At 68.9% G+C, this 26,270-nt stretch carries 28 protein-coding genes; 11 read left to right on the plus strand and 17 right to left on the minus strand.

The annotated features are described in order from the left end of the window. The first annotated feature begins 98 nt into the window (after nucleotides 1-98). Complete coding sequence (locus ACV7NO_RS05005; protein WP_463404919.1) at nucleotides 99-2,885, plus strand: TonB-dependent receptor; 2,787 nt, start codon at nucleotides 99-101, stop codon at nucleotides 2,883-2,885. Next, nucleotides 2,885-3,907, plus strand: a complete 1,023-nt coding sequence (locus ACV7NO_RS05010; protein WP_463404920.1) for a phytase — start codon at nucleotides 2,885-2,887, stop codon at nucleotides 3,905-3,907. The genes ACV7NO_RS05005 and ACV7NO_RS05010 overlap by 1 nt, the downstream gene beginning before the upstream one ends. A 175-nt stretch (nucleotides 3,908-4,082) precedes the next feature. Here the strand turns inward: ACV7NO_RS05010 and ACV7NO_RS05015 are convergent, their stop codons facing one another. The 5 genes from ACV7NO_RS05015 to ACV7NO_RS05035 all read right to left on the minus strand — a co-directional run bounded on the left by ACV7NO_RS05015 (nucleotide 4,083) and on the right by ACV7NO_RS05035 (nucleotide 9,120). After that, nucleotides 4,083-4,358 carry a plasmid stabilization protein gene (locus tag ACV7NO_RS05015; protein WP_463404921.1) on the minus strand — a complete coding sequence of 92 codons (276 nt, stop codon included), beginning with the start codon at nucleotides 4,356-4,358 and terminating at the stop codon, nucleotides 4,083-4,085. Between the two features lie 59 nt (nucleotides 4,359-4,417). Beyond that, a complete protein-coding gene (gene mobA / locus ACV7NO_RS05020; protein ID WP_463404922.1) occupies nucleotides 4,418-4,951 on the minus strand; it encodes a molybdenum cofactor guanylyltransferase in 534 nt (177 codons plus the stop codon). Next, entirely contained in the window at nucleotides 4,951-5,715 is a 765-nt protein-coding gene (gene fdhD / locus ACV7NO_RS05025; RefSeq protein ID WP_463404923.1) for a formate dehydrogenase accessory sulfurtransferase FdhD, read from the minus strand. The genes mobA and fdhD overlap by 1 nt, the downstream gene beginning before the upstream one ends. After that, nucleotides 5,712-7,988, minus strand: a complete 2,277-nt coding sequence (locus ACV7NO_RS05030) for an FdhF/YdeP family oxidoreductase (protein ID WP_463404924.1) — start codon at nucleotides 7,986-7,988, stop codon at nucleotides 5,712-5,714. Before ACV7NO_RS05030 ends, fdhD begins: the two co-directional genes overlap by 4 nt. A 61-nt stretch (nucleotides 7,989-8,049) precedes the next feature. Further along, nucleotides 8,050-9,120, minus strand: a complete 1,071-nt coding sequence (locus ACV7NO_RS05035; RefSeq protein WP_463404925.1) for a catalase family protein — start codon at nucleotides 9,118-9,120, stop codon at nucleotides 8,050-8,052. Nucleotides 9,121-9,248: 128 nt separating this feature from the next. On the opposite strand from ACV7NO_RS05035, the gene ACV7NO_RS05040 reads away from it, so the two are divergent. The 4 genes from ACV7NO_RS05040 (at nucleotide 9,249) to hslU (ending at nucleotide 12,414) form a co-directional block, all read left to right on the plus strand. Continuing rightward, a complete protein-coding gene (locus ACV7NO_RS05040; RefSeq protein WP_463404926.1) occupies nucleotides 9,249-9,785 on the plus strand; it encodes a glycoside hydrolase family 108 protein in 537 nt (178 codons plus the stop codon). A gap of 47 nt (nucleotides 9,786-9,832) precedes the next feature. After that, nucleotides 9,833-10,240 carry a holin family protein gene (locus ACV7NO_RS05045; RefSeq protein ID WP_463404927.1) on the plus strand — a complete coding sequence of 136 codons (408 nt, stop codon included), beginning with the start codon at nucleotides 9,833-9,835 and terminating at the stop codon, nucleotides 10,238-10,240. Nucleotides 10,241-10,411: 171 nt separating this feature from the next. Then, complete coding sequence (gene hslV / locus ACV7NO_RS05050; protein ID WP_463404928.1) at nucleotides 10,412-10,984, plus strand: ATP-dependent protease subunit HslV; 573 nt, start codon at nucleotides 10,412-10,414, stop codon at nucleotides 10,982-10,984. Between the two features lie 131 nt (nucleotides 10,985-11,115). Then, a complete protein-coding gene (gene hslU, locus ACV7NO_RS05055) occupies nucleotides 11,116-12,414 on the plus strand; it encodes an ATP-dependent protease ATPase subunit HslU (protein ID WP_463404929.1) in 1,299 nt (432 codons plus the stop codon). Between the two features lie 7 nt (nucleotides 12,415-12,421). Here the strand turns inward: hslU and ACV7NO_RS05060 are convergent, their stop codons facing one another. Genes ACV7NO_RS05060 through ACV7NO_RS05095 form a run of 8 tightly spaced genes read right to left on the minus strand, consistent with a single transcriptional unit; the run spans nucleotide 12,422 to nucleotide 17,688 of the window. Continuing rightward, complete coding sequence (locus ACV7NO_RS05060) at nucleotides 12,422-12,805, minus strand: hypothetical protein (protein ID WP_463404930.1); 384 nt, start codon at nucleotides 12,803-12,805, stop codon at nucleotides 12,422-12,424. Beyond that, nucleotides 12,787-13,197 (minus strand): hypothetical protein, encoded by a 411-nt coding sequence (locus ACV7NO_RS05065; protein ID WP_463404931.1) that lies wholly within the window; start codon nucleotides 13,195-13,197, stop codon nucleotides 12,787-12,789. Before ACV7NO_RS05065 ends, ACV7NO_RS05060 begins: the two co-directional genes overlap by 19 nt. A gap of 40 nt (nucleotides 13,198-13,237) precedes the next feature. Beyond that, nucleotides 13,238-13,966: a hydroxyacylglutathione hydrolase gene (gene gloB, locus ACV7NO_RS05070; protein WP_463407280.1), complete on the minus strand. Its 729-nt coding sequence runs from the start codon at nucleotides 13,964-13,966 to the stop codon at nucleotides 13,238-13,240. After that, nucleotides 13,966-14,400, minus strand: coding sequence for a VOC family protein (locus tag ACV7NO_RS05075; RefSeq protein WP_463404932.1), 435 nt, complete (start codon nucleotides 14,398-14,400; stop codon nucleotides 13,966-13,968). The genes gloB and ACV7NO_RS05075 overlap by 1 nt, the downstream gene beginning before the upstream one ends. 46 nt (nucleotides 14,401-14,446) lie before the next feature. Beyond that, nucleotides 14,447-15,187 carry a tetratricopeptide repeat protein gene (locus ACV7NO_RS05080; protein WP_463404933.1) on the minus strand — a complete coding sequence of 247 codons (741 nt, stop codon included), beginning with the start codon at nucleotides 15,185-15,187 and terminating at the stop codon, nucleotides 14,447-14,449. Continuing rightward, on the minus strand, nucleotides 15,184-15,906 hold the full coding sequence (locus tag ACV7NO_RS05085; RefSeq protein WP_463404934.1) for an alpha/beta fold hydrolase: 723 nt from the start codon (nucleotides 15,904-15,906) through the stop codon (nucleotides 15,184-15,186). The genes ACV7NO_RS05080 and ACV7NO_RS05085 overlap by 4 nt, the downstream gene beginning before the upstream one ends. A gap of 60 nt (nucleotides 15,907-15,966) precedes the next feature. Continuing rightward, nucleotides 15,967-16,221: a DUF6356 family protein gene (locus ACV7NO_RS05090; protein WP_463404935.1), complete on the minus strand. Its 255-nt coding sequence runs from the start codon at nucleotides 16,219-16,221 to the stop codon at nucleotides 15,967-15,969. 30 nt (nucleotides 16,222-16,251) lie between these two features. After that, the gene (locus ACV7NO_RS05095) at nucleotides 16,252-17,688 is read right to left on the minus strand and encodes a UDP-N-acetylmuramate--L-alanine ligase (protein ID WP_463404936.1); all 1,437 of its coding nucleotides are present in this window, start codon (nucleotides 17,686-17,688) and stop codon (nucleotides 16,252-16,254) included. A 47-nt stretch (nucleotides 17,689-17,735) separates the two neighbouring features. On the opposite strand from ACV7NO_RS05095, the gene ACV7NO_RS05100 reads away from it, so the two are divergent. Beyond that, nucleotides 17,736-18,551, plus strand: coding sequence for an LD-carboxypeptidase (locus tag ACV7NO_RS05100; protein WP_463404937.1), 816 nt, complete (start codon nucleotides 17,736-17,738; stop codon nucleotides 18,549-18,551). 6 nt (nucleotides 18,552-18,557) lie between these two features. On the opposite strand, the gene ACV7NO_RS05105 is transcribed toward ACV7NO_RS05100, so the two are convergent. Further along, nucleotides 18,558-19,169: a DUF1826 domain-containing protein gene (locus tag ACV7NO_RS05105; RefSeq protein ID WP_463404938.1), complete on the minus strand. Its 612-nt coding sequence runs from the start codon at nucleotides 19,167-19,169 to the stop codon at nucleotides 18,558-18,560. A 102-nt stretch (nucleotides 19,170-19,271) separates the two neighbouring features. Here ACV7NO_RS05105 and ACV7NO_RS05110 point away from each other — a divergent pair, with 102 nt between their 5' ends. After that, the gene (locus tag ACV7NO_RS05110) at nucleotides 19,272-19,730 is read left to right on the plus strand and encodes a MerC domain-containing protein (RefSeq protein ID WP_463404939.1); all 459 of its coding nucleotides are present in this window, start codon (nucleotides 19,272-19,274) and stop codon (nucleotides 19,728-19,730) included. On the opposite strand, the gene ACV7NO_RS05115 is transcribed toward ACV7NO_RS05110, so the two are convergent. Then, nucleotides 19,705-20,166, minus strand: coding sequence for a DUF4198 domain-containing protein (locus tag ACV7NO_RS05115; protein WP_463404940.1), 462 nt, complete (start codon nucleotides 20,164-20,166; stop codon nucleotides 19,705-19,707). The two genes, ACV7NO_RS05110 and ACV7NO_RS05115, sit on opposite strands and share 26 nt — an antisense overlap. Nucleotides 20,167-20,206: 40 nt before the next feature. After that, entirely contained in the window at nucleotides 20,207-20,485 is a 279-nt protein-coding gene (locus ACV7NO_RS05120; protein WP_463404941.1) for a hypothetical protein, read from the minus strand. A 109-nt stretch (nucleotides 20,486-20,594) separates the two neighbouring features. Between ACV7NO_RS05120 and ACV7NO_RS05125 the strand changes: the two genes are divergently transcribed. Together ACV7NO_RS05125 and ACV7NO_RS05130 are read left to right on the plus strand one after the other, a co-directional pair. Then, nucleotides 20,595-22,859, plus strand: coding sequence for a TonB-dependent hemoglobin/transferrin/lactoferrin family receptor (locus ACV7NO_RS05125; RefSeq protein WP_463404942.1), 2,265 nt, complete (start codon nucleotides 20,595-20,597; stop codon nucleotides 22,857-22,859). Between the two features lie 8 nt (nucleotides 22,860-22,867). After that, complete coding sequence (locus ACV7NO_RS05130; RefSeq protein ID WP_463404943.1) at nucleotides 22,868-23,839, plus strand: DUF6607 family protein; 972 nt, start codon at nucleotides 22,868-22,870, stop codon at nucleotides 23,837-23,839. Between the two features lie 3 nt (nucleotides 23,840-23,842). On the opposite strand, the gene ACV7NO_RS05135 is transcribed toward ACV7NO_RS05130, so the two are convergent. Beyond that, entirely contained in the window at nucleotides 23,843-24,790 is a 948-nt protein-coding gene (locus tag ACV7NO_RS05135) for a DUF808 domain-containing protein (RefSeq protein WP_463404944.1), read from the minus strand. 177 nt (nucleotides 24,791-24,967) lie between these two features. Between ACV7NO_RS05135 and ACV7NO_RS05140 the strand changes: the two genes are divergently transcribed. Continuing rightward, a complete protein-coding gene (locus ACV7NO_RS05140; protein WP_463404945.1) occupies nucleotides 24,968-26,254 on the plus strand; it encodes a glycoside hydrolase family 130 protein in 1,287 nt (428 codons plus the stop codon). The last annotated feature ends 16 nt before the right edge of the window (nucleotides 26,255-26,270 follow it).

Consider the following 26,270-nt stretch of genomic DNA (forward strand, 5'->3'; position numbering starts at 1 on the left):
GCAAATTCGCGTAACATCCGCGCGGCAGGGCGCCCGCATCATCCGATCGAGACCGGCAACGACAGGCCGGCGGATCGGACACATCCGGGGGAAGTCCATTGCACCGTCTCGATACCGGCATCCGCGCGTTCGCGGGTGCCTCGCTCCTCGCACTCGCCATCGCGACCCCGGCGTTCGCCGCGCCGACCGACGAGCCTTCGCAGGCCGCCGCGGTCGCCGGCCCGTCGATCTCGGGGCACATCTACGACGCGAGCGGCGCGGCGCTGCCCGGCGCGCGGATCGTCGTCGAGCAGACCGGCGCGGACGCATCGAGCGACCTGCAGGGCGATTTCACGATCGCGGTGCCGCCGTCGGGCGACGTGACGCTGTCGATCGACTATCTCGGCCGCCCGCGCCAGACGCGCGTCGTGACGATGGCGGAGCGCGGCACGCGCATCGAGCTGACGCTGCCCGCCGCCGGCGAGCCCGGCGACATCGTCGTGACGGGCGCGTCGCTGCTCGACAACACCGCGCGCGCGCTCAACCAGCAGCGGGTGGCGGACAACACCGTCACCGTGCTGTCGTCGGACGCGATCGGCCGCTTCCCCGATCCCAACATCGCCGAGGCGCTCCAGCGCGCGCCCGGCGTCGGCATCGAGCGCGACCAGGGCGAGGGCCGCTACATCAACGTGCGCGGCGCGCCGTCGGAGTTCAGCGCGGTCTCGATCGACGGCGTCCAGATCGCCTCGGTCGATCCCACCACCCGCGCGGTCGATCTCGACACGATCCCGTCGGACGTGGTCGCCAACCTCGAGGTGACGAAGTCGCTGCTGCCGTCGCAGGATGCGGATTCGATCTCGGGCGCGGTCAACATCACCACGCGCTCGCCGTTCGATCGCAAGGGCTTTTCCTACACCGGCATGGTGGGCGCGAGCTACAACCAGTTCGGCGAGACGAACGACTATCGCGCGTCGGCCGCGATCAGCGACCGGTTCGGTCCCGATCGCCAGTTCGGCGTGCTGCTGTCGGGCAGCTATTCGCGCACCCATCGCCAGCCCGACAATGTCGAGAACACCTGGGCGCTGGTCGGCCCCGCCACCGCGCGCGTGTTCGGCGTGACCGAGACGCTGTTCAAGGATTACGACACGAAGCGCGAGCGGATCGCGGGCACCGGCGCGGTGGAGTGGCGCCCGAACGACGCGACGCGGCTTTACGCACGCGGCTCCTATGCGCGGTTCGAGGACAACGAGTTCCGCAACCGGCTCGGCATCCTGTGGACCGAGGGGACGTTGCAGGCGGGCGCGACGAACACCGCAGGCACTTATACCAACACCCGCATCGAAAAGCAGATCCGCCACCGCACGCAGTTGAACGAGATCCTGACGGTCACCGCGGGCGCCGAGCATGACCTGGGCGGCGGCAAGCTGACCTACAGCGCGGCCTATACCAATTCGAAGCAGACCTATCCGCGCCGCGACGAGCTGCTGTTCCGCTCCACGCTGCGCCCGACGCAGAGCTACGACTTCGGCGGCGACGCGGACCTGCCGCGCTATTCGATCTTCACGACGAAGGAGCATCTCCAGACCGGCACCTTCGCGTTCCGCGAGAACGCCTATCGCGACAATGCGACGAAGAACGACGAGTTCAGCGCGCAGCTGCGGATGGACGTGCCGACGCTGCTCGGCGACCATCCGCTGACGCTGAGCGCAGGCGGCAAGTATCGCGAGCGCAACATCGACGCCGACGAGGAACGGCTGCGCGACCGCCGCACGAGCGCGGCGCCCGCGACGTCGCTCAACGGCTTCCTGACCGATCAGGACTCGACCAACTTCGGCTACGATCTGGGCCGCACGATCGACAAGTCGCTGGCCGATGCGTATTTCGATCGCACCAAGGCGGTGTCCGAACGCCGCCTGCCGCAGTCGCTGTCGGCGGATTATCTGGCGAACGAAAAGATCCTGGGCGTGTTCGGCATGGGCCGGCTGGAGCTGGGCGACACGCTGGTGATCGCGGGCGTCCGCCTCGAGACGACCGACTTCCGCGCGACCACGCCGACGGTCGCGACGATCGCCAAGACGGGCTATCATAAATTCTTCCCGAACCTGACGGTGCGGCAGGCGTTCACCCCGAACCTGATCGGTCGCTTCGCGCTCAGCCGCGCGATCAACCGGCCCAACTTCCCGCAGATCGTGCCCCGGGTGCTCGATGCGACCGAGGGCGCGACCGTCCGCGTCGAGCTGGGCAACCCCGATCTGCGTCCGGTGCTGTCGAACAATGTCGACGCGGGGCTGGAATATTATATCCGCCCGCTCGGCATCATCTCGGCCAACGCCTTCTACAAGGACCTGAGCGACTATCGCTACACCGTCACCCGCGCGGGCACGTACCAGGGCGTCGCCGCGCTGTTGACCCGGCCCGAGAACGCGCCCGACGGCCGTCTCTACGGCGTCGAGCTCAACTGGCAGCAGCAGCTGCGCTTCCTGCCCGGCGTGCTCGGCGGGCTGGGCGTGTTCGCCAACTACACCTACACGCAGGGCGATGCGAAGCTGACGGCACCCTATGCGGGCCGCGACACCTTCGCGCTGCCCGGCCAGTCGAAGCACATGTGGAACGCCTCGGTCTTCTACGAGCGCGGGCCGGTCAACGTCCGCGTCGCCTACACCAAGCGCTCCGACTATCTCGACGAGATCAACGCCGACGTCCCCGCGCTCGACCTCTACTGGGAGGGCCGCGGCCAGCTCGACGTGACCGGAAGCGTGCAGGTGATGAAGCAGGTGAACCTGTTCTTCGAAGGCAAGAACCTCACCAACTCGGCGGGCGTGCGCTATTTCGGCGTGCGCGAGCGGACCTACGAGTATGAGAAGTTCGGCTATACGCTGTTCGGCGGCGTGCGGGTGAAGCTGTGATGCGCGCGGTCCTTCCTCTCGCGCTCCTCCTCTCGGCCTGCGCGACCACCCCGGTCGTTTCACCGGTGGTGACGGTGCCGGTCGCGGCGGTCGCGGAGACCGATCCGGTCGACACCGCCGCGGACGCCGCGGACGATCCCGCGATCTGGCGCAATGCCACGGATCCCGCGAAGAGCCTCGTCATCGGCACCGACAAGAAGGCGGGCATCCACGTCTACGACCTGTCGGGCAGGCGCCGCAGCTTCACCCCCGCCGCGCGGCTCAACAATGTCGACCTGCGCGATCTGGGCGGGCAGGTGGTCGCCGCGGCCAGCGACCGTGCCGACGTCGCGCAGGCGCATGTCGCGCTGTTCCGGCTCGACACCGCCGCCGCGCGGCTCGAACCGCTCGGCCGCTATCCGGTCGGCGCGGGCGAGGCGTACGGGATGTGCCTGTGGACCCGCGCGCGCGACAAGGCGCTGTTCGGCTTCGTCGTGATGAAGGACGGCCGCATCGACCAGGTGTCGATCGACCTGCGCGGCGCCACCCCGGCGGTGCGCACCGTGCGCAGCATGAAGCTGGGCACGCAGGCGGAGGGCTGCGTCGTCGACGACCGGACGGGCCTGCTCTATGTCGCGGAGGAGGATGTCGGACTCTGGCGGTTCGACGCCGATCCCGCCGCACCCGGCACCGCGACCGCGATCGCGAAGGTCGATGGCACCACGCTGGTCGCTGATGCGGAAGGCCTCGCGCTGGCGCCGAAGGGGCGCGAGGGCGGCTATCTGGTCGTCTCCAGCCAGGGCGACAGCGCGTACACGCTCTACCGGCTGCCCGGCGTCACCTATGCCGGGCGCTTCCGCCTCGCCGACGGCGCGGTCGACGGGACGAGCGACACCGACGGCATCGAGCTCGCGCTCGGCGATTTCGGCCCCGCCTATCCCGAGGGGCTGTTCGTCGCGCAGGACGGCGACAACGCACCCGCTACGCAGAACTTCAAATATGCGAGCTGGCGCGCGATCCGGAAGGCGATCGAGGAGCGGTGAGGGGGTTGATCTCGGCGCACGCTGACCAACTCAGGACCGTACCCCGGCTAAGGCCGGGGCCCAGCCCAAGCGAAGATCTCGCGCGGTAGCGCGATCGCGCTACCGCGCGAGTGTCCCGTATGGGCTGGACCCCGGCCTTCGCCGGGGTACGGCGAGCCTCCGAAATATGGTTTGTTCAAGCACCCGCCTTCTTGCGCCGCGTCTCCCATCCCCTCATCGCCGCCGCACTCCGATCCGCTGCCGCGCGGGCCTTTCGTGCCGGTGCATTCGTATCGGGCTTCCCCCGCCCGGATCCCGACAGGTTCCCCCCGCCGCTGTCCTTGTTCACCGTCGCCCATGCGCGTGCCTCCGCCTCGGCCTCGGGAACGCCGCGCTCCTCATAGCCCTGCTCGATATGCGCGGCCTTGCGCTTCTGCTTGTCGGTATAGGTGCTCTTGTCTCCACGCAACATCGCATCGTCCCCTGCAACGCTACCCGAAACGCGCATCCGTGCGGCCGGTTTCGCGGTCGTCAGTCGCCCCGCAATCGCGCCAGATCATCGCATGTGTTGATGTTGGCGAGCGCCTCGCGGAGCCGCACCGGCACCGCGCCCGCGACCTCCGCCCACCCCCGGATCGACCGCCGTGCATCGCGCGCGAGATGCGCGTCCAGCGAGGGACCGAGTGCCGTGGGCCAGACCCCGATCACCGGCATCTCGGCGACATAGGCGACGCGTTCACCCAACTGCGCGACAAGGTCGCGTGGCAATCGCGGCGCATCGCACGGCACCGTCACCACCCGCGCGAACCCGGCCTGCGCGGCATAGGCGAGCGCCGCCGCGATCCCGGCCAGCGGCCCAAGCTCCGGTCCCGGTCGATCCGCGACCCACGCGTGATCCCCATGCGCGCGCCCGCACACGACGATCGCATCGACCTGCGGCGCCATCGCCGCGATCGTCCAGTCGATCAGCGCCCGTCCGTCGAGCAGCGCCAAGGCCTTGTCGCTCCCGAACCGCGACGCCTTCCCGCCCGCGAGCACCGCGCCCAGAACCTTATTGGGGGGCATCACGGCACGAGCATCGAATCGCCGCGCGCCAGCACGCGCAGCGCCAGCCCCGACGCCGCCGCGCGCGCGATCGCCAGCGACGTCGGCGCGGAGATCGTGACGAGCATCGGGCACCCGCCGAGCACCGCCTTCTCGACCAGTTCGTACGAGCACCGCGAGGACAGCAGCGCGAACCCGCCGTTCCACGCCAGCCCCCCGCGCAGCATCGCGCCGATCAGCTTGTCGAACGCGTTGTGCCGCCCGACATCCTCGCGGACCAGGCGGATCGCGCCGTCCGCCGCACACAGCGCCGCAGCATGCGTCGCCCCGGTCGCGCGGCCCAGCGGCTGGTGGTCCGCCAGCGCCGCCAGCGCGCCGAACACGGCCGCATCGTCCGCGCCGCACGGCGCGGTCACGCGGGGCAAGGGGCGCAGCGCCTGCTCGAGATTCTCCACCCCGCACAGCCCGCAGGCGCTGTCCGACGCGCGCCGCCGCACGCGGCCCTCGCGCGCGCGATCGAGCGTCACGCGTACGATCATCCCGGCCTCGCTCCGGTGCACATCAAGGTCGCGCACGTCCGCCGCGGCTTCGATCATCCGCTCCGACAGCAGGAACCCGTATGCCAGATCCTCGAGCGCGTCGGGTGTCGCCATCAGCACCGCATAGCCGATCCCGCCGATCTCGATCGCGACCGCCCGCTCCTCCGCGACCGTTCGCGATACCGGCCCGCGCGACCCGTCCGCGCCGATCCGCGTGAACCCACCATTCCCCGACGCGGGCGTCACGCCTCGATGCGCACCGGCACGCCCTTCGCCGCGGGGGTGTGCGATTCGCGGTCGTGGAGCCATAGCGGCATCAGCGGGTTCATCTCGGGATAATATCCGCCGACGCAACCGTCGGGAAGGGCGAACGGCGTCACCGTCAGACCCTCCACGCGGCGTGTCTCGCCATCGTCCGCATCGCCGACCAGCGTGATGACCTGTCCGCCGCGAAGCCCCCGCGCGGCGATCTCCTTCGGGTTCATCAGCAGCACGTGGCGCGTGCCCTTGATCCCGCGGAAGCGGTCGTCATAGCCGTAGATCGTCGTGTTGAACTGGTCGTTCGAGCGCATCGTGATGAGCCGGTAGCGCCCCTCGGCATCGCCGACGCCCATCGCCGAAAGGCGCTCGACCGTGGTGAAGCCGGCCTTGCCGCTCTCGGTCTTCCACACCCGTTCGCGTGCGCTGTTGCCGCGGTAGAAGCCGCCCGCCTCGCGCATGCGTGTCTCATAGCCGTGGAACTGTTCGGGATAGGTCCGCTCGATCAGCGCGCGGACCTCGGCATAGTCCGCGGTCCACGCATCCCAATGGACATTGGGATTGGGTGCGAGCGTCGCCTTCGCGATGCCTGCGACGATCGCCAGTTCGGAGCGCAGCGTGTCGCTCGCGGGCGCGTGGCGGCCTTCGGAGGCGTGGATGTGGCTGAACGTGTCCTCGACGCTGACGGTCTGGCGCACGCCGCCCTGTACGTCCGCCTCGGTCCGGCCCAGGCACGGCAGCAGATAGGCGACCTCGCCGTTGATGAGGTGGCTGCGGTTGAGCTTCGTCGCGATCTGGACGGTCAGCCGCATGTCGGGCCACGCCGCTTCCATCTTCGCCTGCTCGGGCACCGCGCGCAGGAAATTGCCCCCCAGCGACACGAACGCGTCGACCTCTCGCGCGATGATCGCCTCGCACGCGGTGACGGTCGTGAAGCCCTGCTCCATCGGCGGATCGAACCCGAAAATCTCCCTCAGCCTGTCCATCGGCACCAGCTCGGGTTTCTCGGAGATGCCGACCGTGCGCTGTCCCTGCACGTTCGAATGCCCGCGCACCGGCGAGATGCCCGCACCCTCGCGCCCAATATTCCCGCGCATCAGCATCAGGTTCGTCAGCATCGCCAGATTGTCGAACCCGCCGACATGCTGCGTCAGCCCCATGCCGTAGATCGCGATGCACCTCTCGGATTCAATATAGACCTGCGCAGCCTCGCCCAACGCCGTGCGGCTTAGCCCGCTCTCCGCCTCGATATCCTCCCACGCCGTCGCGCGCACCTTCGTGGCGAAGTCGTCGAACCCGGTGGTGTGCTGAGCGATGAAATCGACATCGAGGATATGCGTGCCGTCCGCGGCGTATTTGGCGTCCTCCGCCGCCAGCACATGCTTGGCCAGCCCCATGATCGCGGCGATGTCACCGCCCGCCTTCACCTGGTGATATTGCTGGCTGATCGTGGTGCGCTTGCCCGTCACCATCTCGAGCGGGTTCTGCGGATCGGTGAAGGATTCCAGCCCCGGCTCCTTGACCGGGTTGAACGTCACGATCCGGCACCCGCGCTTCACCGCGTCGCGCAGCGGGTGGAGGAAACGCGGGCTGTTTGATCCGGTGTTCTGCCCGAAGAAGAACAGCGCGTCGCAATGCTCGAAATCGTCGAGCACGCACGTCCCGACCGGCGATCCGATGAGTGTCTTGAGCGCGACCGACGTCGTCTCGTGACACATGTTCGACGAATCGGGCAGGTTGTTGTGCCCGTAGAGCCGCGCGAACAGCGCCCAGAGATACGACGTCTCGAGGCTGGCGCGGCCCGAGGCGTAGAAAACCGAGCGTTTCGGATCGATCGCCTTAAGCTCCGCGCCGATCGCCGCGAACGCCTCGTCCCACGTACATTCGACATAATGGTCGAGCGACGCGTCGTAGCGCATCGGGTGGGTGAGGCGGCCCTCCTCCTCGAGGTCGAAGTCGCGCCATGTCCGCAGTTCGGTCACGCTGTGCTGCGCGAAGAAGGCGGGCGTCGCGCGCTTCGGGGTCAGCTCCCACAAGGTGGCCTTCGCGCCGTTCTCGCAGAATTCGAACGGATGCGGCTTGGCTGGCTTGCCCCAGGCGCACGAGGTGCACGCGAACCCGCCCTGCTTGTTCTGCCGCGCCAGCTCGGCGAGCACTGATGGCCGGTTGCGCTCGCGCAGCAATGTCTGCGCGATCCCCTTGACCGATCCCCAACCGCCTGCCGGACCATCATATCCCGTCATGTCGTCCCGATCGGCCATTCGCGCAGTCCTTCACGTCTTCGGTCGGGGTGATGCGCCCGTGGCGGACGCATCGCAATCGTCATGCGGGCTCGTGCATCGGGCAACCGTTGCGTGCCGCGCGGAAATCGGCGGAGTGCCGGTATACGTCGCGGCGGGCGCGGTTGATGTTGCCGAGCGGCCGGTGCGCCGCGAGTCCGGTCCACACGCTGAACCGAGTCGCCTCGTCGATCTCGCGGACGCGGTCGTCGCTCCAGCTGTCCTGCCGGTCGGCGCGGATCGTGCCGACGCGGACGAAGGGGGCGTCCGCTTCGTCCCACTCTACCGTCGGGTCCTCGATCGGCTGCGCGTCGAGATCGCGACAGAGCTGGACGCGAACCTCCCACACCGGTGCGATCGCCTGCATGTCCTGCCGCATCACGTCGCGGATCGCGTCGCGGTCGTCCGACGCGTCGATCTCGCGACCGGTCAGTGCGAGCATCTCGCCGGCATGGGGCGCGATGCTGAACTTCGCGATATGGTCGCCGTAGCGGAACGGGGTGACGCTGTAATAGGTCTCGCCCAGCGGGTGGACATTGGGCGCGCCGCCCAGCGTGTTGATCGTCGCACTCTCAACGCCGACCGCGGACAGTGCGCTGCTGACGCCGCGCAGCACTGCGGACAGCGCTTTCTTCGCGCCCTCCGCGCGATCGGTCGTCTTCGCCAGCAGCTTGAGATTGGACGCGAATTTCTTCGCCGTCCTCGCCTGGAAGACGGTGCCGTTCACCATCACGAAATCCTGCGTCCGGCCCTCGGCGCCCGGCAGTCGTTCGCCCTCGACATCGAGCACCTTCACCGCCAGCCCGCGCGGCAGCGAGATCGCATCGTCGAGGATGTCGCCCGGATTGGTCGAGATCCGCATCAGCACCGCGTGTTCGCCGCCCTGTGCGAACAATCCCTGCTTCAGCTCGGGCGGCAGGTCGTTGTCGATCGTCAGCGTCCCACGGATCAGCGCGTGCCCCTTGGCATGCACGGCACGCACCGCGCGGCCGTAATCCTCCGCGGTCCGCTCGAGGATCGTGTCGAAGGTCTCGTTCAGTTCGGCGACCGTGCCGGCCTCGTCGTCGGCGATCATCTCGACGTGTGGGGTGTAGCGGACGGGGGACTTTGTCATGGTCGATGATCTTTCGGGAATGCTCGCGATCTCAACAACTTGCGTGGACGAGCGTTCCGTCGCCATTGGCATTGTCCTACATTGTTCCAAATAGGTTATATTCTCTTCTCAACAGAGGGGCAGGAAGCATGACTATCGAGGGCCTGATCGACGCGGTGATCGATCGCGAGGGCGGGTATGTAGACCACCCCGCGGACCGTGGCGGTGCCACACGCTACGGCATTACCGAGGCGGTCGCGCGCGCGGATGGCTATGCCGGCGAGATGCGCGACTTTCCGCGCGGGCAGGCCGCCGCGATCTACTGTCGCCTCTACTGGACGCGCCCGGGCGTCGACCGCGTCGCCGCGCGCGCGCCCACACTGGCGGAAGAACTGTTCGACACCGGCGTCAACATGGGGCCCGCCGTCGCGATCGGGTTCCTCCAGCGCGCGCTGAACGCGCTCAACCGGGGCGCGAACGACTATCCCGATGTCGCGCTCGACGGCCGCATCGGCGCGCAGACGCTCGCCGCGCTCGACGCCTTCCTCGCCCGCCGCGCAAACGGTGAGCGCGTGCTCGTCAAGGCGATCGAGGCGCTTCAGGGCGAACGGTATCTCGCGCTGGCGGAACGGCGCCCGGCGAACGAGGCCTTCCTTTACGGGTGGCTCGCGAACCGGATCGGTTAGGCGCTGACGTAGCGGCAACTTTGACAACTTCCAGATCAGGATTCGACATGGCATTCATCGAAGGACTCGTCGCCCCCGTCGCCGGGCTGCTCGACAAGATCATCCCCGATCCCGCCGCGCGCGATGCGGCAAAGCTCGAACTGCTGCGGCTGGAGGGCACGCAGGAGCTGGCGCGCGCGCAGGCGCAGATGGCGGCGATCCTCGCCGACGCGCAGTCGTCCGACGCGTGGACCGCGCGCGCGCGGCCGGGCTTTCTCTACGTGATGTATGCGTTGCTGCTCTGGTCGATCCCGATGGGGCTGATCGCCGCGATCCGCCCGGCCGCGGCGGAGGCGATCGCGAAGGGCATGACGGCCTATCTCAACGCGCTGCCCGAGCCGCTCTACGCGCTCTTCGGCACCGGCTATCTCGGCTATACCGTCGCGCGCGAATGGGGGAAGGGGCGGGTGAAGTAGCGCCGTCCATCCCTTCAGCACCTCGTCATCCCCGTGAAGGCGGGGATCCATCTCCTGCGGCCTCGACGAGCGCGACGGTTGCGTCAGACCAAACGACACGAGGTGGATTCCCGCCTGCGCGCGGATAACGGGGGGCATTGCGCCCGCCCGGCCCGCACCTACATCGCCTCCATGAGCGGGAACACCAATGCGCACGCCGCGCCGGTCTGGCACGGCACCACCATCCTTTCGGTCCGGCGGAACGGCAAGGTCGTCGTCATCGGCGACGGGCAGGTCTCGATGGGGCAGACCGTGATGAAGCCCAACGCGCGCAAGGTCCGCCGACTGGGTGCGGACGGAAAGGTGATCGGCGGGTTCGCGGGCGCGACCGCGGACGCCTTCACGCTGTTCGAGCGGCTGGAGCGCAAGCTGGAGGCGCACCAGGGCCAGCTGCTGCGCGCCGCGGTCGAACTTGCCAAGGACTGGCGGACCGACAAGTATCTGCGCAACCTCGAGGCGATGATGATCGTCGCCGACAAGGACGTGACGCTGATCCTGACGGGCAATGGCGACGTGCTGGAGCCCGAGGCCGGGGTCGCCGCGATCGGCTCGGGTGGCAACTATGCGCTCGCCGCTGCGCGCGCGCTGGTCGAATATGAGCAGGACGCCGAGACCGTGTGCCGCAAGGCGATGGCGATCGCGGGCGAGCTGTGCGTCTATACCAACGACAGGCTGACCATGGAGAGCATGGACAGCGCGACCTGATCTTCTTCCCCCCTCCCGCCTGCGGGAGGGGTCGGGGGTGGGCTCGCGCTCAAACCCAAGCGATATCGTCCGTGGTTAGCCGGGCGCCCACCCCCGACCCTTCCCGCAAGCGGGAGGGGAGTGAGACAAAAATGACCGACTTCCTCACCCCCAAGGCCATCGTCGCCGCGCTCGACGCGCACATCATCGGGCAGCGCGACGCCAAGCGCGCGGTCGCGGTGGCGCTGCGCAACCGCTGGCGGCGGCAGCAGCTCTCGGCGGACCTGCGCGACGAGGTGACGCCGAAGAACATCCTGATGATCGGGCCGACGGGGTGCGGCAAGACCGAGATCAGCCGGCGTCTGGCCAAACTGGCCGATGCGCCGTTCGTGAAGGTCGAGGCGACGAAGTTCACCGAGGTGGGCTATGTCGGCCGTGACGTCGAGCAGATCGCGCGCGACCTCGTCGAGGAGGCGATCCGGCTGGAGAAGGAGCGACGCCGCCTCGCGGTGAAAGACAAGGCGGAGGAAGCGGCGATGGTGCGGCTGCTCGACGCGCTGACCGGCAAGGGCGCGAGCGAGGCGACGCGCGAGAGCTTTCGCCAGCGCTTCCGCGACGGGCATCTCGACCAGACCGAGATCGAGCTGGAGCTGCAACAGGCGCCGCAGATGCCGTTCGAGGTGCCGGGTGGCGCGCCGCAGATGCTGAACCTCGGCGAGATGATGAAGGCGTTCGGCAGTGGCGGAACCCCCAAGCGCCGCAAGCTGACCGTGCCGGCGGCTTGGGAAAAGCTGGTCGAGGAGGAGGCGGACAAGCGGCTCGACCAGGACGAGGTCAGCCGCGTCGCGCTGGCGGATGCGGAGGCGAACGGCATCGTCTTCCTCGACGAGATCGACAAGATCGCGATGTCCGAACAGCGCGGTGGCGGCTCCGTGAGTCGCGAGGGCGTCCAGCGCGACCTGCTGCCGCTGATCGAGGGCACGACGGTCGCGACCAAATACGGGCCGATGAAGACCGACCATATCCTGTTCATCGCGTCGGGCGCGTTCCATGTCGCCAAGCCGAGCGACCTGTTGCCCGAGCTTCAGGGGCGGCTGCCGATCCGCGTCGAGCTGAAGGGGCTGACCGAGGACGATTTCGTCGCGATTCTGTCGGACACCAAGGCGTCGCTGCCCGCGCAGTACACCGCGCTGATCGCGACCGAGGGCGTGACGATCGACTTTACCCCGGATGCGATCCGCGCGATCGCGCGCATCGCCGCCGAAGTGAACGGCGAGATCGAGAATATCGGCGCGCGCCGGTTGCAGACGGTGATGGAAAAGCTGCTCGAAGAAGTCAGCTTCGATGCGGAGGATCGCAAGGGTACGTCGCTGACGATCGATGCGGCCTATGTTGACCGGCAGCTGGCGAGCGTGGCGCGGAACACCGATCTCAGCCGGTTCGTGCTGTAGCGGCGGGTTATCGCTTCCCGGCAGGCAGGTCGTACGGGACGAATGCGGTGAACCGGCAATAGCCCGAGGGGATGGTCGTGCCGGGTTCGAGCACGCGGAACCGGTCCCCGCGGCACAGGCGCCCGCCCCAGATCTCGACGATCAGCGTCTTCTGCGGGCCGAGCGACGGGCAGGCGCCATCGGGGCCGGTGCGCCAGATGCGCCGGCCCGACTGGCGATATAGAATCGTCGTCGCATCGAGGATCGTCGGCCCGTTGGCGCTCGATGGGTCGATGCAGTCGGTGGCTGTGCCAGGAATCCGCCCCGCGAGCAGGCTGGTGTCCGCCGCCCCGGCCGGCACCGCGGCCAGCGCGAGTGCGGCAAGCGCGGCCTTCACCGGGCTGCGCGCCACGGCGTGAAGGCGCCCAGCGCGCAGCCCCCGGTCGGGATCTGCGCGGGACGTGCGAAGGTCTGCGCCATGTCGCCGCGACACAACCCGCCCGAGAAGGACCGCGTGACCAGCACGTCGTCACGCGCCACGCCCTCGCACCCGCCGGTCGTCTCGTTGACATAGACCAGGCCGCGGCTGACCCGGTACAACAGCTTCGGCCCGATCGCGGTGAGCGAGGTCCGCGGCGTCCGCTCGTTGATGCAATTGACCGGCTCGCCCGGGGTGAGCCCTGCAAGCGCCTTACCCAGCTTTTCGTTGTCGGACGCTGCCACCTGTTGCGATCGGGCGGTATCGGCGGGGGTCGTGGCGCAGGCCGCCAACGCCAGGATCGGGACCATTGACAGGATACGCATCGTCATCTCCTCGGCCCCCGTGGTTTGTCCCTTACGCCTTTCAACCGCGGAATTCATCCTTTCCGCGCCGAAGCTCCGCGAGGCGCGCGGCGCTGTCGGCGCGGAGGAACGGGTTGGTCGCCCTTTCCGCGCCGATCGTCGTCGGCACCGTCGCCTCGCCGGCCCCTCGCGCTGCGTCGACCTCACGCATCCGCGCCGCGATCGCTTCGTTGCCCGGCTCCGCGACCAGCGCGTAGCGGCCGTTCGACTGGGTATATTCGTGGCCGCAATAGACCTGCGTGTCGTCGGACAGCGCGGCAAAACGCTGCAGGTTGGCGAACATCTGCGCAGCGTCGCCCTCGAACAAGCGCCCGCAACCCATCGCGAACAGCGTGTCGCCGGTGAAGATCGCGTCGTCTTCGGCGAAGTGGAACGCGATATGGCCGGCGGTGTGTCCCGGTACGTCGAGCACGGTGGCGACGTGATCGCCAAGGGTCACAGTGTCGCCATCGGCAACCCCGTCGTCGAGCGTGGGGATCTTCGCCCGTTCCGACTCTGGACCGATCACGCGGGCGCCGGCAGCCTTCAGCGCCGTGTTGCCGCCGGTGTGATCGGGGTGCCAGTGCGTGATCCAGACCGTATCGATCGTCCATCCCCGGTCGGCGGCGGCGGCCTGCACCGGTGCGGCCTCGCCCGGATCGACCACCATCGTCGCCCCGCTGGCCCCGTCATGCACCAGCCAGCTGTAATTGTCGCTGAGGACGGGGACGCGGACGATCTCGAACGGCATCACCAGCTTCCGGTATTCGGCATCGACAGCCACGGCTCGGCTGGTTCGAGCTGGCCGTTCTGGAGCAGTTCGATCGAGATGCCGTCGGGGGTCTTCACGAACGCCATGTGGCCGTCGCGGGGAGGGCGATGGACGATATACCCCGCGTCGAGCACGCGCTGACAGGTCTCGTAGATATTCTCGACGCGGTAGGCGAGATGGCCGAAGTTGCGCCCGCCCGAATACTCCTCCGGATCCCAATTGTGGGTCAGCTCCACCTCGGCCTTCGCGCGTTCGCCAGACGCGTTCATGTCCTCGGGCGTGGCGAGAAAGATCAGCGTGAAGCGGCCCTTCTCGTTTTCCATGCGGCGGACTTCCTTGAGGCCCAGCACCTCGAAGAACGCGATCGTCGTATCCGGATCGGTGACGCGGATCATCGTGTGGAGATAGTTCATGTGCGGTCCTGTGGCTGATTCGTCGGAAGAGAAAGCGCGGCGGACCTCATCTTGGTTCCGGTGTCTCGAACTGCGCGAGTGCGGCGCGGGCGGATCGCCCGGCCGGCGCGGTCGGGGCGAGCCGGACGGCTTCCGCCCAGGCCCGCTTCGCGCCCGCCTCGTCACGACGCAACGCCGCGATGTTGCCCGCCTCGAGCTGGACCTGCGCGTCGTCGGGCGCGCGCTTGAGCGCTTCGGCAATATCCTTGCTCGCACGCGGCGTGTCCCGCATCCGCCGCGCGAGCGTCGCGGACAGCAGCCATGCAAGCGGATCGTCGGAGGCGGCACCGAGCGCCAGATCGATATCGGTGCGTGCGGCGTCCATCTCGTCCGTCGCGACCAGCGCGCGGGCGCGGTCGAGCCGCGCCTCGCCCAGTTCGAGCCCGAGCAACGTCCCGCCCGCCAGCGCAGCATCGAGCGCGGTTCGCGCCTTCGTCGGATCGCCCGCGGCGAGGCGCGCATTGCCGGCCTGCGCCCAGTAGGTTGCGGCGTCCTTCGACTTTGCGACCTCTGCTTCGCGTGCCGCCGCCTCGAACGCCTCTGCGGCCGGCGCGAACCTGGACTGCGCCGCGAGCGCGAGCCCGAGACACTGGCGCGCAGGCACGCCGCCGCCCGAGATCCGCCACCGCCTGGCCTCGGCCTCCGCGGCGGCGGGGTCTGTCGCGACGAGGTCGGCGCAGTGCGCACGGCGCTGGTCCGGCGAAACGGGCACGGTCGCGGCCTGGAGCGCGAGGAGGGTCAGGATCATAGGCGGCTCAGCACATCCTCGATCGCCCGGAGGAGCAGCGCGATGTCCGTATCGCGTGACAGGCGGTGGTCGCCGTCCTTGACCAGCCACGTCTGCACGTCGGCTGAACGGAGCAGCTCGGCGAGACGCAGGCTGCGGACGTGCGGCACCTCGGCGTCGCGCTGGCCGTGGAGCAGGCGGACGGGGCCGTCGAACGCGATCTCGCCGAACATCACGCGGTTCGCCTCACCCGAGGACCAGAAGGCGCGGGTGTAGAGCGTCGGTTCGGGGCCGTAGGGGTTGGCGCGTTCCAGCCTGCCGTTCTGGAGCAGCGTCATCTTCTCGTCGACGGTGAAGCCCCAGTCGGTGAAGTCCGCCGCGGCGGCGATGCCGACCAACCCGACGACCTGTGCGGGGCGGGCGAGCGCGGCCAGTAGCATCAGCCATCCACCCATCGACGATCCGATCAGCACGGCCGGCCCCTCGACGACCGAATCGAGCATCGCGACGACGTCGTCGCGCCAGCCCGCCAGCGTCTGCTCGGCGAACGCGCCCTCGCTGGCGCCGCAGCCGGCATAGTCGAAGCGTAGCACCGCCTGCCCGTGCGCCTTGGCCCACGCCTCGACCGCGATCGCCTTCGTGCCCGTCATGTCGGACGCGTAGCCGGGAAGGAAGACGAGCGTCGGCGAGGCGCCTGGCGTATGATGATAGGCGAGGTTGGGGCGGGACGTGTCGGTCATGGCGGCGCCCCTATCAGACGCGCCGGTCGTCGTCGTCCCCCGTCGCGCCGAACGGCCTGGTCAGATGATGTATTCGACCGTCGTCATCTGCGTCTGCGCGTTGCGCGCTGCGCTGCGCTTGGCGACCATCTCGGCGTGGAGCTTCGCGACCGTGTCCGATCCGCGCGTCCGGCACACGAACGGGAGCGCGGCGTGGAGCATGCAGCCGAGCCCGCCCTTCACCATCGTGAACCCGAACCGCGACGCTACGCCGAAATGCTCGGTATAGCTTTCGCCGACCGAGGCGGGATGGTCGAGGAAGAGGCGGCGGAACATCGGCGGGTCCTTGCGTTGCGTAGGACGCCTTTAGCGTCGTGCGGCGATATTCGCCAGCATCTCCGCCGCCAGCGCGCTCAGCGTGTCGTCGCGCGCGCCCATCACGACGATCCGGTCACCGGGCTGCGCAAGCGCGACGAGATGCGCCGCGGCTGCCGCGCGATCCGCGATGTGGAGCGCCGCGCCACCTGCCACCGCGAGGTCGCGGACGATATCCGCGCTCGTCACGTCGCGGGCGGTGGTGCCGCCCTGATAGACGGGATCGGGCAGCACCAGCAGGTCCCCCGCCGAGAGCTTGCCCGCGAACATCGCGACGAGCTCGCGGCGCATCACCTTGAGCGGGCCGTAGCCGTGCGGCTGGAACAGCGCGAGGATGCGGCCGGGAAAGGCGTGGAGCGTGTCGAGCGTCGCGGCGATCTTGTCGGGATTGTGCCCGAAGTCGTCGATCACGGTGATCCCTCGCGCGGTGCCGACGATCTCGAACCGGCGCTTGAGCCCCGCGAAGCCGCCGATCGCCGCTGCGGTCTCGGCGAGCGTCGCGCCGGTCGCGAGCACCGCGCCGATCGCGGCGAGCGCATTCGACACATTGTGGCGGCCGGGCACCCTGAGCGCCACAGACGCGCGTGCGCCGCCATGCGAAACGGTGAAGGTCACGCCGTCGGGCGCCTCCACGATGTCGAACGCACGCAACCCCGCGTCGCGATCGATCGCGACCGTCAGCAGACGGGCGGGGGGCAACTGCATCGCAAGTATCGCTGCGTCGGCATTGTCGATGTTGACCACCGCATGCGCCGCCTTGCCGAGAAACGCCGCGAACAGCGCGTTGAGTTCCTCGATCGACTTGTGGTCGAGGCTGACATTGTTGAGCACCGCGACGCGCGGGGCGTAGAGCGCGATCGATCCGTCGCTTTCGTCCACCTCGCTGACGTGGCACGCGCCCGTGCCGACGAGCGCGCTGGCGAACGGCGCATCGGGCCGCACGAAGTTCTTCATCACCGCACCGTTCATCACGGTGGGATCGCGACCCAGCGCGTGAAGGATCCAGCCGATCATGCCGGTTACGGTAGACTTGCCGCTGGTCCCAGCCACGCCGATCGGAAGCGTGGCGGCGTTGAACAGCGCGGCATTGAGCTCCGCACGACTGAGGCGGGGGCAGCCCAGCGCGGTCGCGCGAACGATATCGGGGACGTCGTCCTCGACCGCGGCGGAGGCGACCACGGTCTGGTCCGCTGACCGGATGCCGTTGCCGTCCTGCGGATGAAGCGCGATGCCGAGCGCACGCAACGCGTCGAACTTGGCGGGCACGCGGCCCTGGTCGAGCCCGCGATCCGAGCCCTCGACGATCGCGCCACGGCCGTGGAGGATCATCGCGAGCGGCATCATCCCCGAGCCGCCGATGCCGACGAGGAAGACGCGCCGGCCCGCGATCGCGTTCGCCATATCGGTGTGGATGTTGCCGTCGTGCATCCGCTCGCGCTATCGCGCTGTGCGCAGGCGGGCAACGGGGTAGCGTCGTGAAGATCGGAATCGTGTCTCCCGCCAGTCTCGGCAACCCGGATATCGTCGCGCCAGCCTCGGGCTTCGCGGCGGTGGCGTATCCTGAGGTGGATCTGGTCTTCCATCCGCAATGCTGGGCCGTCGACGGACATTTCGCCGGCAGCGACGCGGTGCGCGCTGCGGCGTTCCTGGAATTCGCGAACGATGCGGCGTTCGACGCGATCTGGTTCGCGCGGGGCGGCTACGGATCGAACCGGATCCTGCCGCTGGTGATGCCGCAGCTGAACGCCAATGCACGGCACAAGATCTATCTGGGCTATTCGGACATGGGCTTCCTGCTCGGCGCGCTCTATGCCCGGCGGATCGGGCGGCCGTGCCACGGGCCGATGGTGGGCGATGCGCGGCGCAAGGACGGCGATGCGACGGTGGCGCGCGCGCTGGGCTGGATGGCGCGCGGCGACCGGCAGGGGCTGGAGCCCGGGCTCGACGGCCGGCCGGCGGCGGCGTTCAACCTCTCGATCCTCGGCGCGCTGGTCGGGACGCCGTACCTGCCCGACCTGACCGACCACGTCCTGATCGTCGAGGAGGTGTCGGAGGCGCTGTACAATGTCGACCGGCTGCTGTGGCACATGGCGCATGCGACGCAGCTGAAGGGGATCGCGGGCATCCGGCTGGGCGCGGTGACCGCGGTGAAGCCCAATACCCCGGAATGGGGCGAGACGCTGGAGTTCATGCTCCGGCGCTGGGCGGACGAAATGGGGGTGCCGTACCTGGGGCGCGCGGAGATCGGGCATACCCAGACCAATCACGTGGTGCCGTTCGGCGTGGCATAGACCGCATCAGGCGGGCGCGCCGGCGGGACCGCCATCGGGCGCCAGCGGGTCGATCGCGAGCAACAGGCGGGTGATGCGGGTGGTCGCGACGGGGGGCGAGCGGTGGAGGATGGCGGGCGCCGCTGCCCAGAGCCGGCCCTTGAAGAGCGCGACCTCGCCGGTCCGGAGCTGGTGGATCGGCGCGTCCGTGGCTGCGCGGCACCACTGCGTCCCGGGGCCCACGAGCGGCATGAGGAGGCGGGCGGCGACCTGATCGGCGTGGAATTTGCGGCACGCGTCGGTCTCGATCACTTCCAGCCGGAAGCGCAGACGCTCGCACCGCATGATCGCGGCGAACCGCGTCGCCAGCGGCGCGATCGCGCGGGCCAGCGCGGCGGGGCGTGGATAGCCGGCGGCGGCGGCGAGCGTCCCCGTCTCTTCGGCGAAGGCAGCGACGGCGATGGTTTCCGCGATGTCGTCGATCGAGCCCCAGTCGAGATCGGCGAGCCCGGCCAGCGCCTCCGGGAGCGTCCCGCGCCAGACGGCGAGATGGACGTGGGGGTGTGCGATCATGTCGAGGACGGCGATGTCGTCGCCGCTCGCGACGGTGTCGCAGCACTCGACCGGGCTCGATGTCATCCGTGCGCCTTTCTTAAAGTCGAATATTGAATTGATGATATACTATATCATTTAAGGAATGTCGACGGGCCGCGGTGGGCAAGCGATCGGGAGGGGGCGATCATGGCAGACGGGGACCAGATGGCGACAACCGGACCGGGCGTTGTCCGGACGCGCGACGACCTGCTCGACGGCGCGGCGATGTGCGCCTCGGGGCTGTGCATGCTGCACTGTCTCGCGTTGCCGATCCTGCTTGCGGCGTTGCCGGCCCTGGCGGGGTGGCTCGATCCGGGCGAGGCGTTCCACGCGATCGTGCTGGCGCTCGCGGTGCCGACCAGCGCGGTGGCGCTGGTCGGCGGGTGGCGGCGGCATCGCGGGTTCGCGCCGGTGGCTATGGGGGTCGTTGGGCTCATGGCGATGGCCGTGGGCGTGGCTCTCGCGAGCCGTGAGGTGATCGAGACGACCCTGACCGTCGCGGGGAGCCTCTTGCTGGCGGGCGCCCACCTCGCGAACTGGCGGGGGCGGATGAGGGCGGTGGCCGCCCGGACGACGCGCCCTACGCCACCTCGAACGCCAGCGTGACGGTGAAGCTGGTATGGGTGCCGCGCGCGGTTTCGGTGCGGTGGCGGACGAGCATCAGGTAGCGGCCCGCATCGACGGGGGTGAACGACAGCGCGCCGGCCGCATCCGCGTTAGCCGTCGCGACCTGCTTGCGGCCGTCATAATAGCCCGCCTCGCGGAACAGCGTCACCGCCGCGCCGGGCAGGGGCATGCCGTCGTACAGGATCTCGAACCAGGCGGCGTTGCCGGGGGTGTAGGCGGTCGGATCGCCGAGCGGATGCAACTCCAGCGCCTTGCCGCGCGGCCTCAGCGCGCCCGGTGCACCGGGCTTGCCGCGGACGACATAGGCATCGGCGAGCGTGGTGCTGCGGACATCGACCAGCGTCGCGCCCGCGGGCGGCGCGGCGCCCTCGCCGACGATCGTCCAGACACCGCCCGACTTGTACATGCGCCCCATCCGGCCGACGCGCTGTCCCGACGAGATGCGGTAGAGGCCGTCACCGGGGAGCGCTGCCTTCGACCAGCGTCTGGTCGCGCATTGCCGCAGCCTCGGGCAGGCGGGCGGTGCTGCCGTCGGGGCCGGTGATCTCGAACGGCGCGTCCTTCATCGCGATTTCGGGTCGGAAGGCGTCTTCGGTGAAGGCGGCGGTGACCGAGACGCGATCGCGTCCGGTCGCGTCGAACACGCTGGGGAGCACGTAGGGCATGTGCGCCGCGACCGGTGTCGCGATCGCCATGATGCCAAGTGCCGCGCCGCCAAGCGCCAATGTCCACACGGGTAGTCGTCCTCCGCCGATCCGTATCAGCATTCTGCTCCCGTTTCGATAAAACTTGATAACGAGAATGACTCGCACTAGCAAGCGCCGCAGAAAGCGGGGACCCGACATGAAATTGACTCATCTGATGCAGGGCATTGCGCCGCTCGCCTTCGTAGTAGGAAGTGCCGTGACGGGCGTCGGCACCGCCGCGGCGTCGACCGGCGCCGCGTCCTCCCCCGGTACGACCGCGACGCCGGACAACACGGACGAGCGCGAGCGCGAGATCACCGTCACCGCGACGCGTACCGACACACCCGTCGAGGATGCACCGGCGACCGTCTCCGTGATCGACGCGAAGACGATCGAGGACCGCTTCGTGTCCGACATCAAGGATCTGGTCCGCTACGAACCGGGCGTTGCGGTTCGACGGGCGCCGGCGCGGTTCACCGCGGCGGGTTCCGCGACCGGGCGCGACCGCGACAGCGGGTTCAACATCCGCGGGCTGGAGGGCAACCGCGTCCTCATCACCGTCGACGGCGTGCGCGTGCCCGACGCATTCAGCTTCGGCGCGCAATCGGTGGGGCGCGGCGACTATGTCGACCTCGACCTGCTGAAATCGGTCGAGATCCTGCGCGGGCCGGCGTCCGCGCTCTACGGCAGCGACGGCGTGGCAGGCGCGGTGAGCTTCATCACCAGGGACCCGCAGGATTTCCTGAAGGACGGCAGGACGATCGGCGGCGGTGTGCGCGCCGGGTATGAATCGTCCGACGACAGCTGGGTGAAGGGGTTCGTGGTCGCCGGGCGCACGGGCGACGTGCAGGCGATGCTGTCCTACACCCGGCGCGACGGCCATGCGCTCGACAACAAGGGCGGGAACGACAGCGCGACCACCGATCGCACCACGCCCAACCCGCAGGACATCGCGTCGAACGCGCTGCTAGGCCGGCTGGTCTGGACGCCCGACGAGTCCAGTAGGATCCGGCTGACCTACGAGCGTTTCGCGTCGACCGTCGACACCGACGTGTTGAGCGCGATCGCCAGGCCGCCGCTCGCCGCGACCGCGGTGATCGGGTTAACCGCGTACGACACGACGGCGCGCGATCGCGGGACGATCGACGTTCGCCATACCGGCAGCGGCGTCGTCAGCGCGGTGCGCGCGGCGGCCTATTTCCAGAAGAGCGCGACGCTCCAGAGCGCGGCGGAGGATCGCAACACCGCCGCCGACCGGATCCGCATCAACCGGTTCGACAACACCGTCTATGGCGGCATGCTCCAACTGGAGAGTCGCGCGACGGCCGGGCCCGTGACGCACCTGTTCGCCTATGGCGCCGACTACTCGCACACCCGCCAGACGGGTGTGCGAGACGGCACCGTGCCGCCTGCGGGCGAAACCTATCCCACGCGCGCTTTCCCGAAGACCGATTACGAACTGGCGGGCGTGTTCGGGCAAGACGAGATCGCGATCGCCGACGGGCTGCTGACCGTGTTTCCCGCGATCCGGTACGATCACTACAAGCTCTCGCCGCAATCCGATCCGCTGTTCACCACCTTCGTCCCGCGCGGGCAGAGCGGATCGAAGGTGACGCCACGGATCGGCGCGGTCGCGAAGCTGACGGAAGGCATCCGGTTGTTCGCCAACTATGCGCAAGGGTTCAAGCCGCCCGAGCCGAACCAGATCAACAACGGCTTCGCCAACCTCGTCTCCAACTACCGCTCGATCCCCAACCCGGACCTGCGACCCGAGACGAGCCGCAGCGTCGAGGGCGGGGTGCGGCTGAACGGCGCGGCATGGTCGCTGAGCGGGACGGCGTTCAGCAGCCGGTTCCGCGACTTCATCGATCAGGTGCAGATCGCGGGCGCGTTCACCGCGGCGAACCCTGCGGTGTACCAGTATATCAACCGCGGCCGGGTGACGATCGAGGGGCTGGAGGCGCGCGGCGAGGTGCGGCTGCCGATCGGCCTCGGGGTGCGGGCGGCGGCCTCCTATGCGAAGGGCGCGATGCGGACGGCGGGGGTGGCGGGCACGCAGCCGCTCGACAGCGTCGAGCCGGTCAAGCTCGTGGTCGGCGCGTTCTACCAGCCGGAGACGGGGCCGCTACGTGCCGAAATCGTCGCGACGCATTCGGCGGGCAAGCGCCTGTCGGACACGAGCAACAGTTGCAACACCGCGACGACGGCATGCTTCACCCCGCCGGGGTTCTGGATCCTCGACGCCACCGCGTCGCTGCGCGTGATGGATCATGCGACGGTGCGCGCGGGCGTCTTCAACGTCACCGATCGCAAGTATTTCTGGTGGAGCGACGTGCGCGGGCTCACCTCCACCTCGATCGTTCGCGACGCCTATTCGCAGCCCGGCCGCAACGCCGGCGTCTCGTTCTCGCTCAGCCTGTGAGGTCCCCGATGATCCGTTCCCCGTTCCTCGTCGCCGCGCTTCTGATCGCGGCGCCTGCCCTGCCATTCGCCGCCGCGGCGCAGGCGTCGGAGGCCGTGCACGGCGACCGCGCGCGCGATCATGCCGCGATCCTGGCGATGGCGGGAACGTGGAAGGTGACGTTCGACATGCGCGAGACGACCCCGCTGGTCGCAGGCTACACGCCGTATCCCGCCAAGCTGAGCGGCGGGCACGAGGTGGTGCGCGCGATCGTCGACACGCCGGAGCATGTGGTGCTCCAGCACCTCCTGGTCGTGGACGCCAACGATAAGGGCGGCAAGCCGATGGTCATCAAGCACTGGCGGCAGGACTGGACGTGGCAACCCGAAAGCGTGCTCGTCTATGCAGCGCCCGGCCGCTGGACGCTGCGTGCGGTGCCCAAGGCGGAGCGCGCCGGCGCATGGTCGCAGACGGTGTGGCAGACCGACGATTCGCCGCGCTACGGCGGCATCGGGCGCTGGCGCTATGACGACGGGGCGACGCGCTGGACGAGCGACGAGACGCGGCGCCCGCTGGCGCGGCGCGATGCGACACGCTTGCCGCCCTACGATCACTATGTCGGGACGAACAGGCACGTCCTGACTCCGGCGGGCTGGGTGCATGAACAGGACAATGCAAAGATCGGGGCCAAGGACGGCAAGGCGGTGACCTTCGTCCACGAATATGTCGTCAACACCTATGCGCCCGCGACCAACTTTCCGGTCGCCGCCGCGGATGCCTATTGGGGCGGGACGAAGGCGTATTGGGCGGCAGTGCGCGCTGACTGGGACCGCGCGATCGCGAGCGGCCGGGGCCTGACGCTGAAGGAAGACGCGGCGAACGGGTCCACGACCGGGCACGAACTGATGCTGATCGCCGATGACGTCGCCTCGGGGGAGAGCAGGCCGGACGCGGCGAAGGCCGAGGCGGCGGCGCTCATCGCGCGGGAAACCGCGCGCTGACGCTCAGCCGTGACGCTTGCCGAACAGCGCCAGCACCCGCGGGACGAGGAGCGCGAGCACCCCGCCCGCGACGATGCCGACCAGCCCCGATGCGATCGCGAAGCCCAGCCATGCGCCGAACCCCGGCGCGAACGGCATGATGCCGGCGATCGCATCGGCGACGACGTGCGCGGCGTGCGGGATCGCGCCGAGATGGAACGCCTCCAGTCCGTGGACGAGGATGCCGCCGCCCACCCACAGCATCGCGACGGTGCCCACCTTGGCGAGGATCGCGAGCACGACGGGCATCGCCGCAACCAGCGCGCGGCCGACGCGCTGCGCCGCGCCGCTCTGCCGCCCGGCCAGGTGCAGGCCGATATCGTCCATTTTCACGATCAGCCCGACGACGCCGTAGACGCCGGCGGTGATGAGGATCGACACCCCGACGAGCGCCGCGGCCTGCGTCGCGATCGGCTGTTCCGACACTTCGGACAGCGCGATCGCCATGATCTCCGCCGACAGGATCAGGTCGGTGCGGATCGCGCCGCCGATCTTCTGGGCCTCGATCGCCTCGGGGGTCTGCCCGGCAAGGTCCTCTGCGGCGGCGTGGCCATGGCCGGTCACCGCCTCGATCAGCTTCTCCGCGCCCTCGTAGCTCAGGTAGAGCCCGCCGAGCATCAGGATCGGGGTGATGAGCCACGGCACGAACGCGCTCAGCAGCAGCGCGCCGGGCAGCAGGAACAGCAGCTTGTTGCGCAGCGATCCCTTCGCGATCCGCCAGATGATCGGCAGTTCGCGCGCGGGGGACAGGCCGGAGACGTATTTCGGCGTGACCGCGGCATCGTCGACGACGACTCCCATCGCCTTCGACGACGCCTTCATCGAAGCCGCGGCCACGTCATCGAGCGAGGCGGCGGCGAGCCGCGCGATCGCGGCGATGTCGTCGAGCAGAGCGATAAGGCCGCTGGCCATGATGATACAGTCCCCGGTTGGTGCGCCGATCCCTTGCCGAGACCGCCGATCGTCGCAACCCGAAACCGCCAGTCGGGTGACGGCAGAGTCGCATTCGTTCCGGGATGGACCTAAGACGGGCCGCGTTCGCTATCATCGTGCGCGACAGTTCCGCGCCACCATCGTGATGGAGATCCCATGAAGGCCGCAGACGTTTTCACGACGCTCGATATCGAGCTGAAGCCCGATCCGTCGCGGACCGTCATCCGGCCCTTCGCGTTCGAATATCCCGAAGCGTTTCGCGACGGGCGCGAAAACCGGCTGAAGATCGTGACCGATCGCGTTCTGGCGCTCGATCCGGCGATGCGTGCGCGGATGCTCGAGCTGTTGCGCGAGCCGATGCTCGAGCGGCACCGCAACGCCGAGGACATCTTCCTGCGGCGATACGAGGAGATGAAGGACACGATAGGCGACCCGGAGGTGACCGAGTGCGACCGGTTGCTGATCGGGGCGTATCTCAGCCAGGAATATGCGTTCGAATCCGCGGCGCTGTTCAACCCGAGCATTGTCCGGCTTCCCGACGAAGAGCAGACCGACGGCGCGGGCGTGCGATTCCTGCTGGCGCTGCGCGGGATCGGCGAAGGGCATATCTCGTCCGTCACCTACCGGACGGGCGAGTGGGCGGCGGATGGCGCCGTGACGATCGATCCGCCCAGCGCGCACGGGGTGCCGCCGCAGATCGAACGCGACGACGCGGGCTGGGTCCGGCTGGTCTGCGAGGACAGCGAGGACGTGTCGGAGACGGTGATCTTCCCCGTCCTGCCCAGCCAGCGCCAGGGCGTGGAGGACCTGCGGCTCGTCAACTTCACCGATCATGACGGGGTGAAGAGCATCATCGGCACCTATACCGCCTTCGATGGCCAGCATGCGCGGCAGGAAATGTTGCGCGGGATCGACCTGCGCACGTTCGAGATGCGCAAGCTGGACGGCGCGATGACGGGGTACAAGGGCATGGCGCTGTTCCCGCGCCGGATCGGCGGGCAGTTCGTGATGCTGGGCCGGCAGGATAGCGAGAATATCTGGCTCTGCCGGTCAAACGATCTCGACACATGGGAGACGGGGGAGCCGATCATGGCGCCCAGATATCCGTGGGAGTTCGTCCAGCTGGGCAATTGCGGATCGCCGATCGAGATCGACGAAGGGTGGCTGGTGTTCACCCACGGTGTCGGGATGGTGCGCGGCTATTGCATCGGCGCGTGCCTGCTCGACAAGGACGATCCGTCGAAGGTGCTGGCGCGGACGCCTTCGCCCTTGCTGTTTCCGAGCGCCGAGCAGCGCGGCGGCTATGTGCCGAACGTCACCTACAGCTGCGGCGGGATGCTGAACGGCCGGCGGATCCTGCTACCCTATGCGATCGGCGACGAGTATACGGCGTTCGCGGTGGGAAGTGTCGACGACATCCTGTCGGTGATGGAGCCGGCATGACCGTACCAGATCGACG

It is taken from the genome of Sphingomonas sp. Ell38C01 (assembly GCF_055231975.1).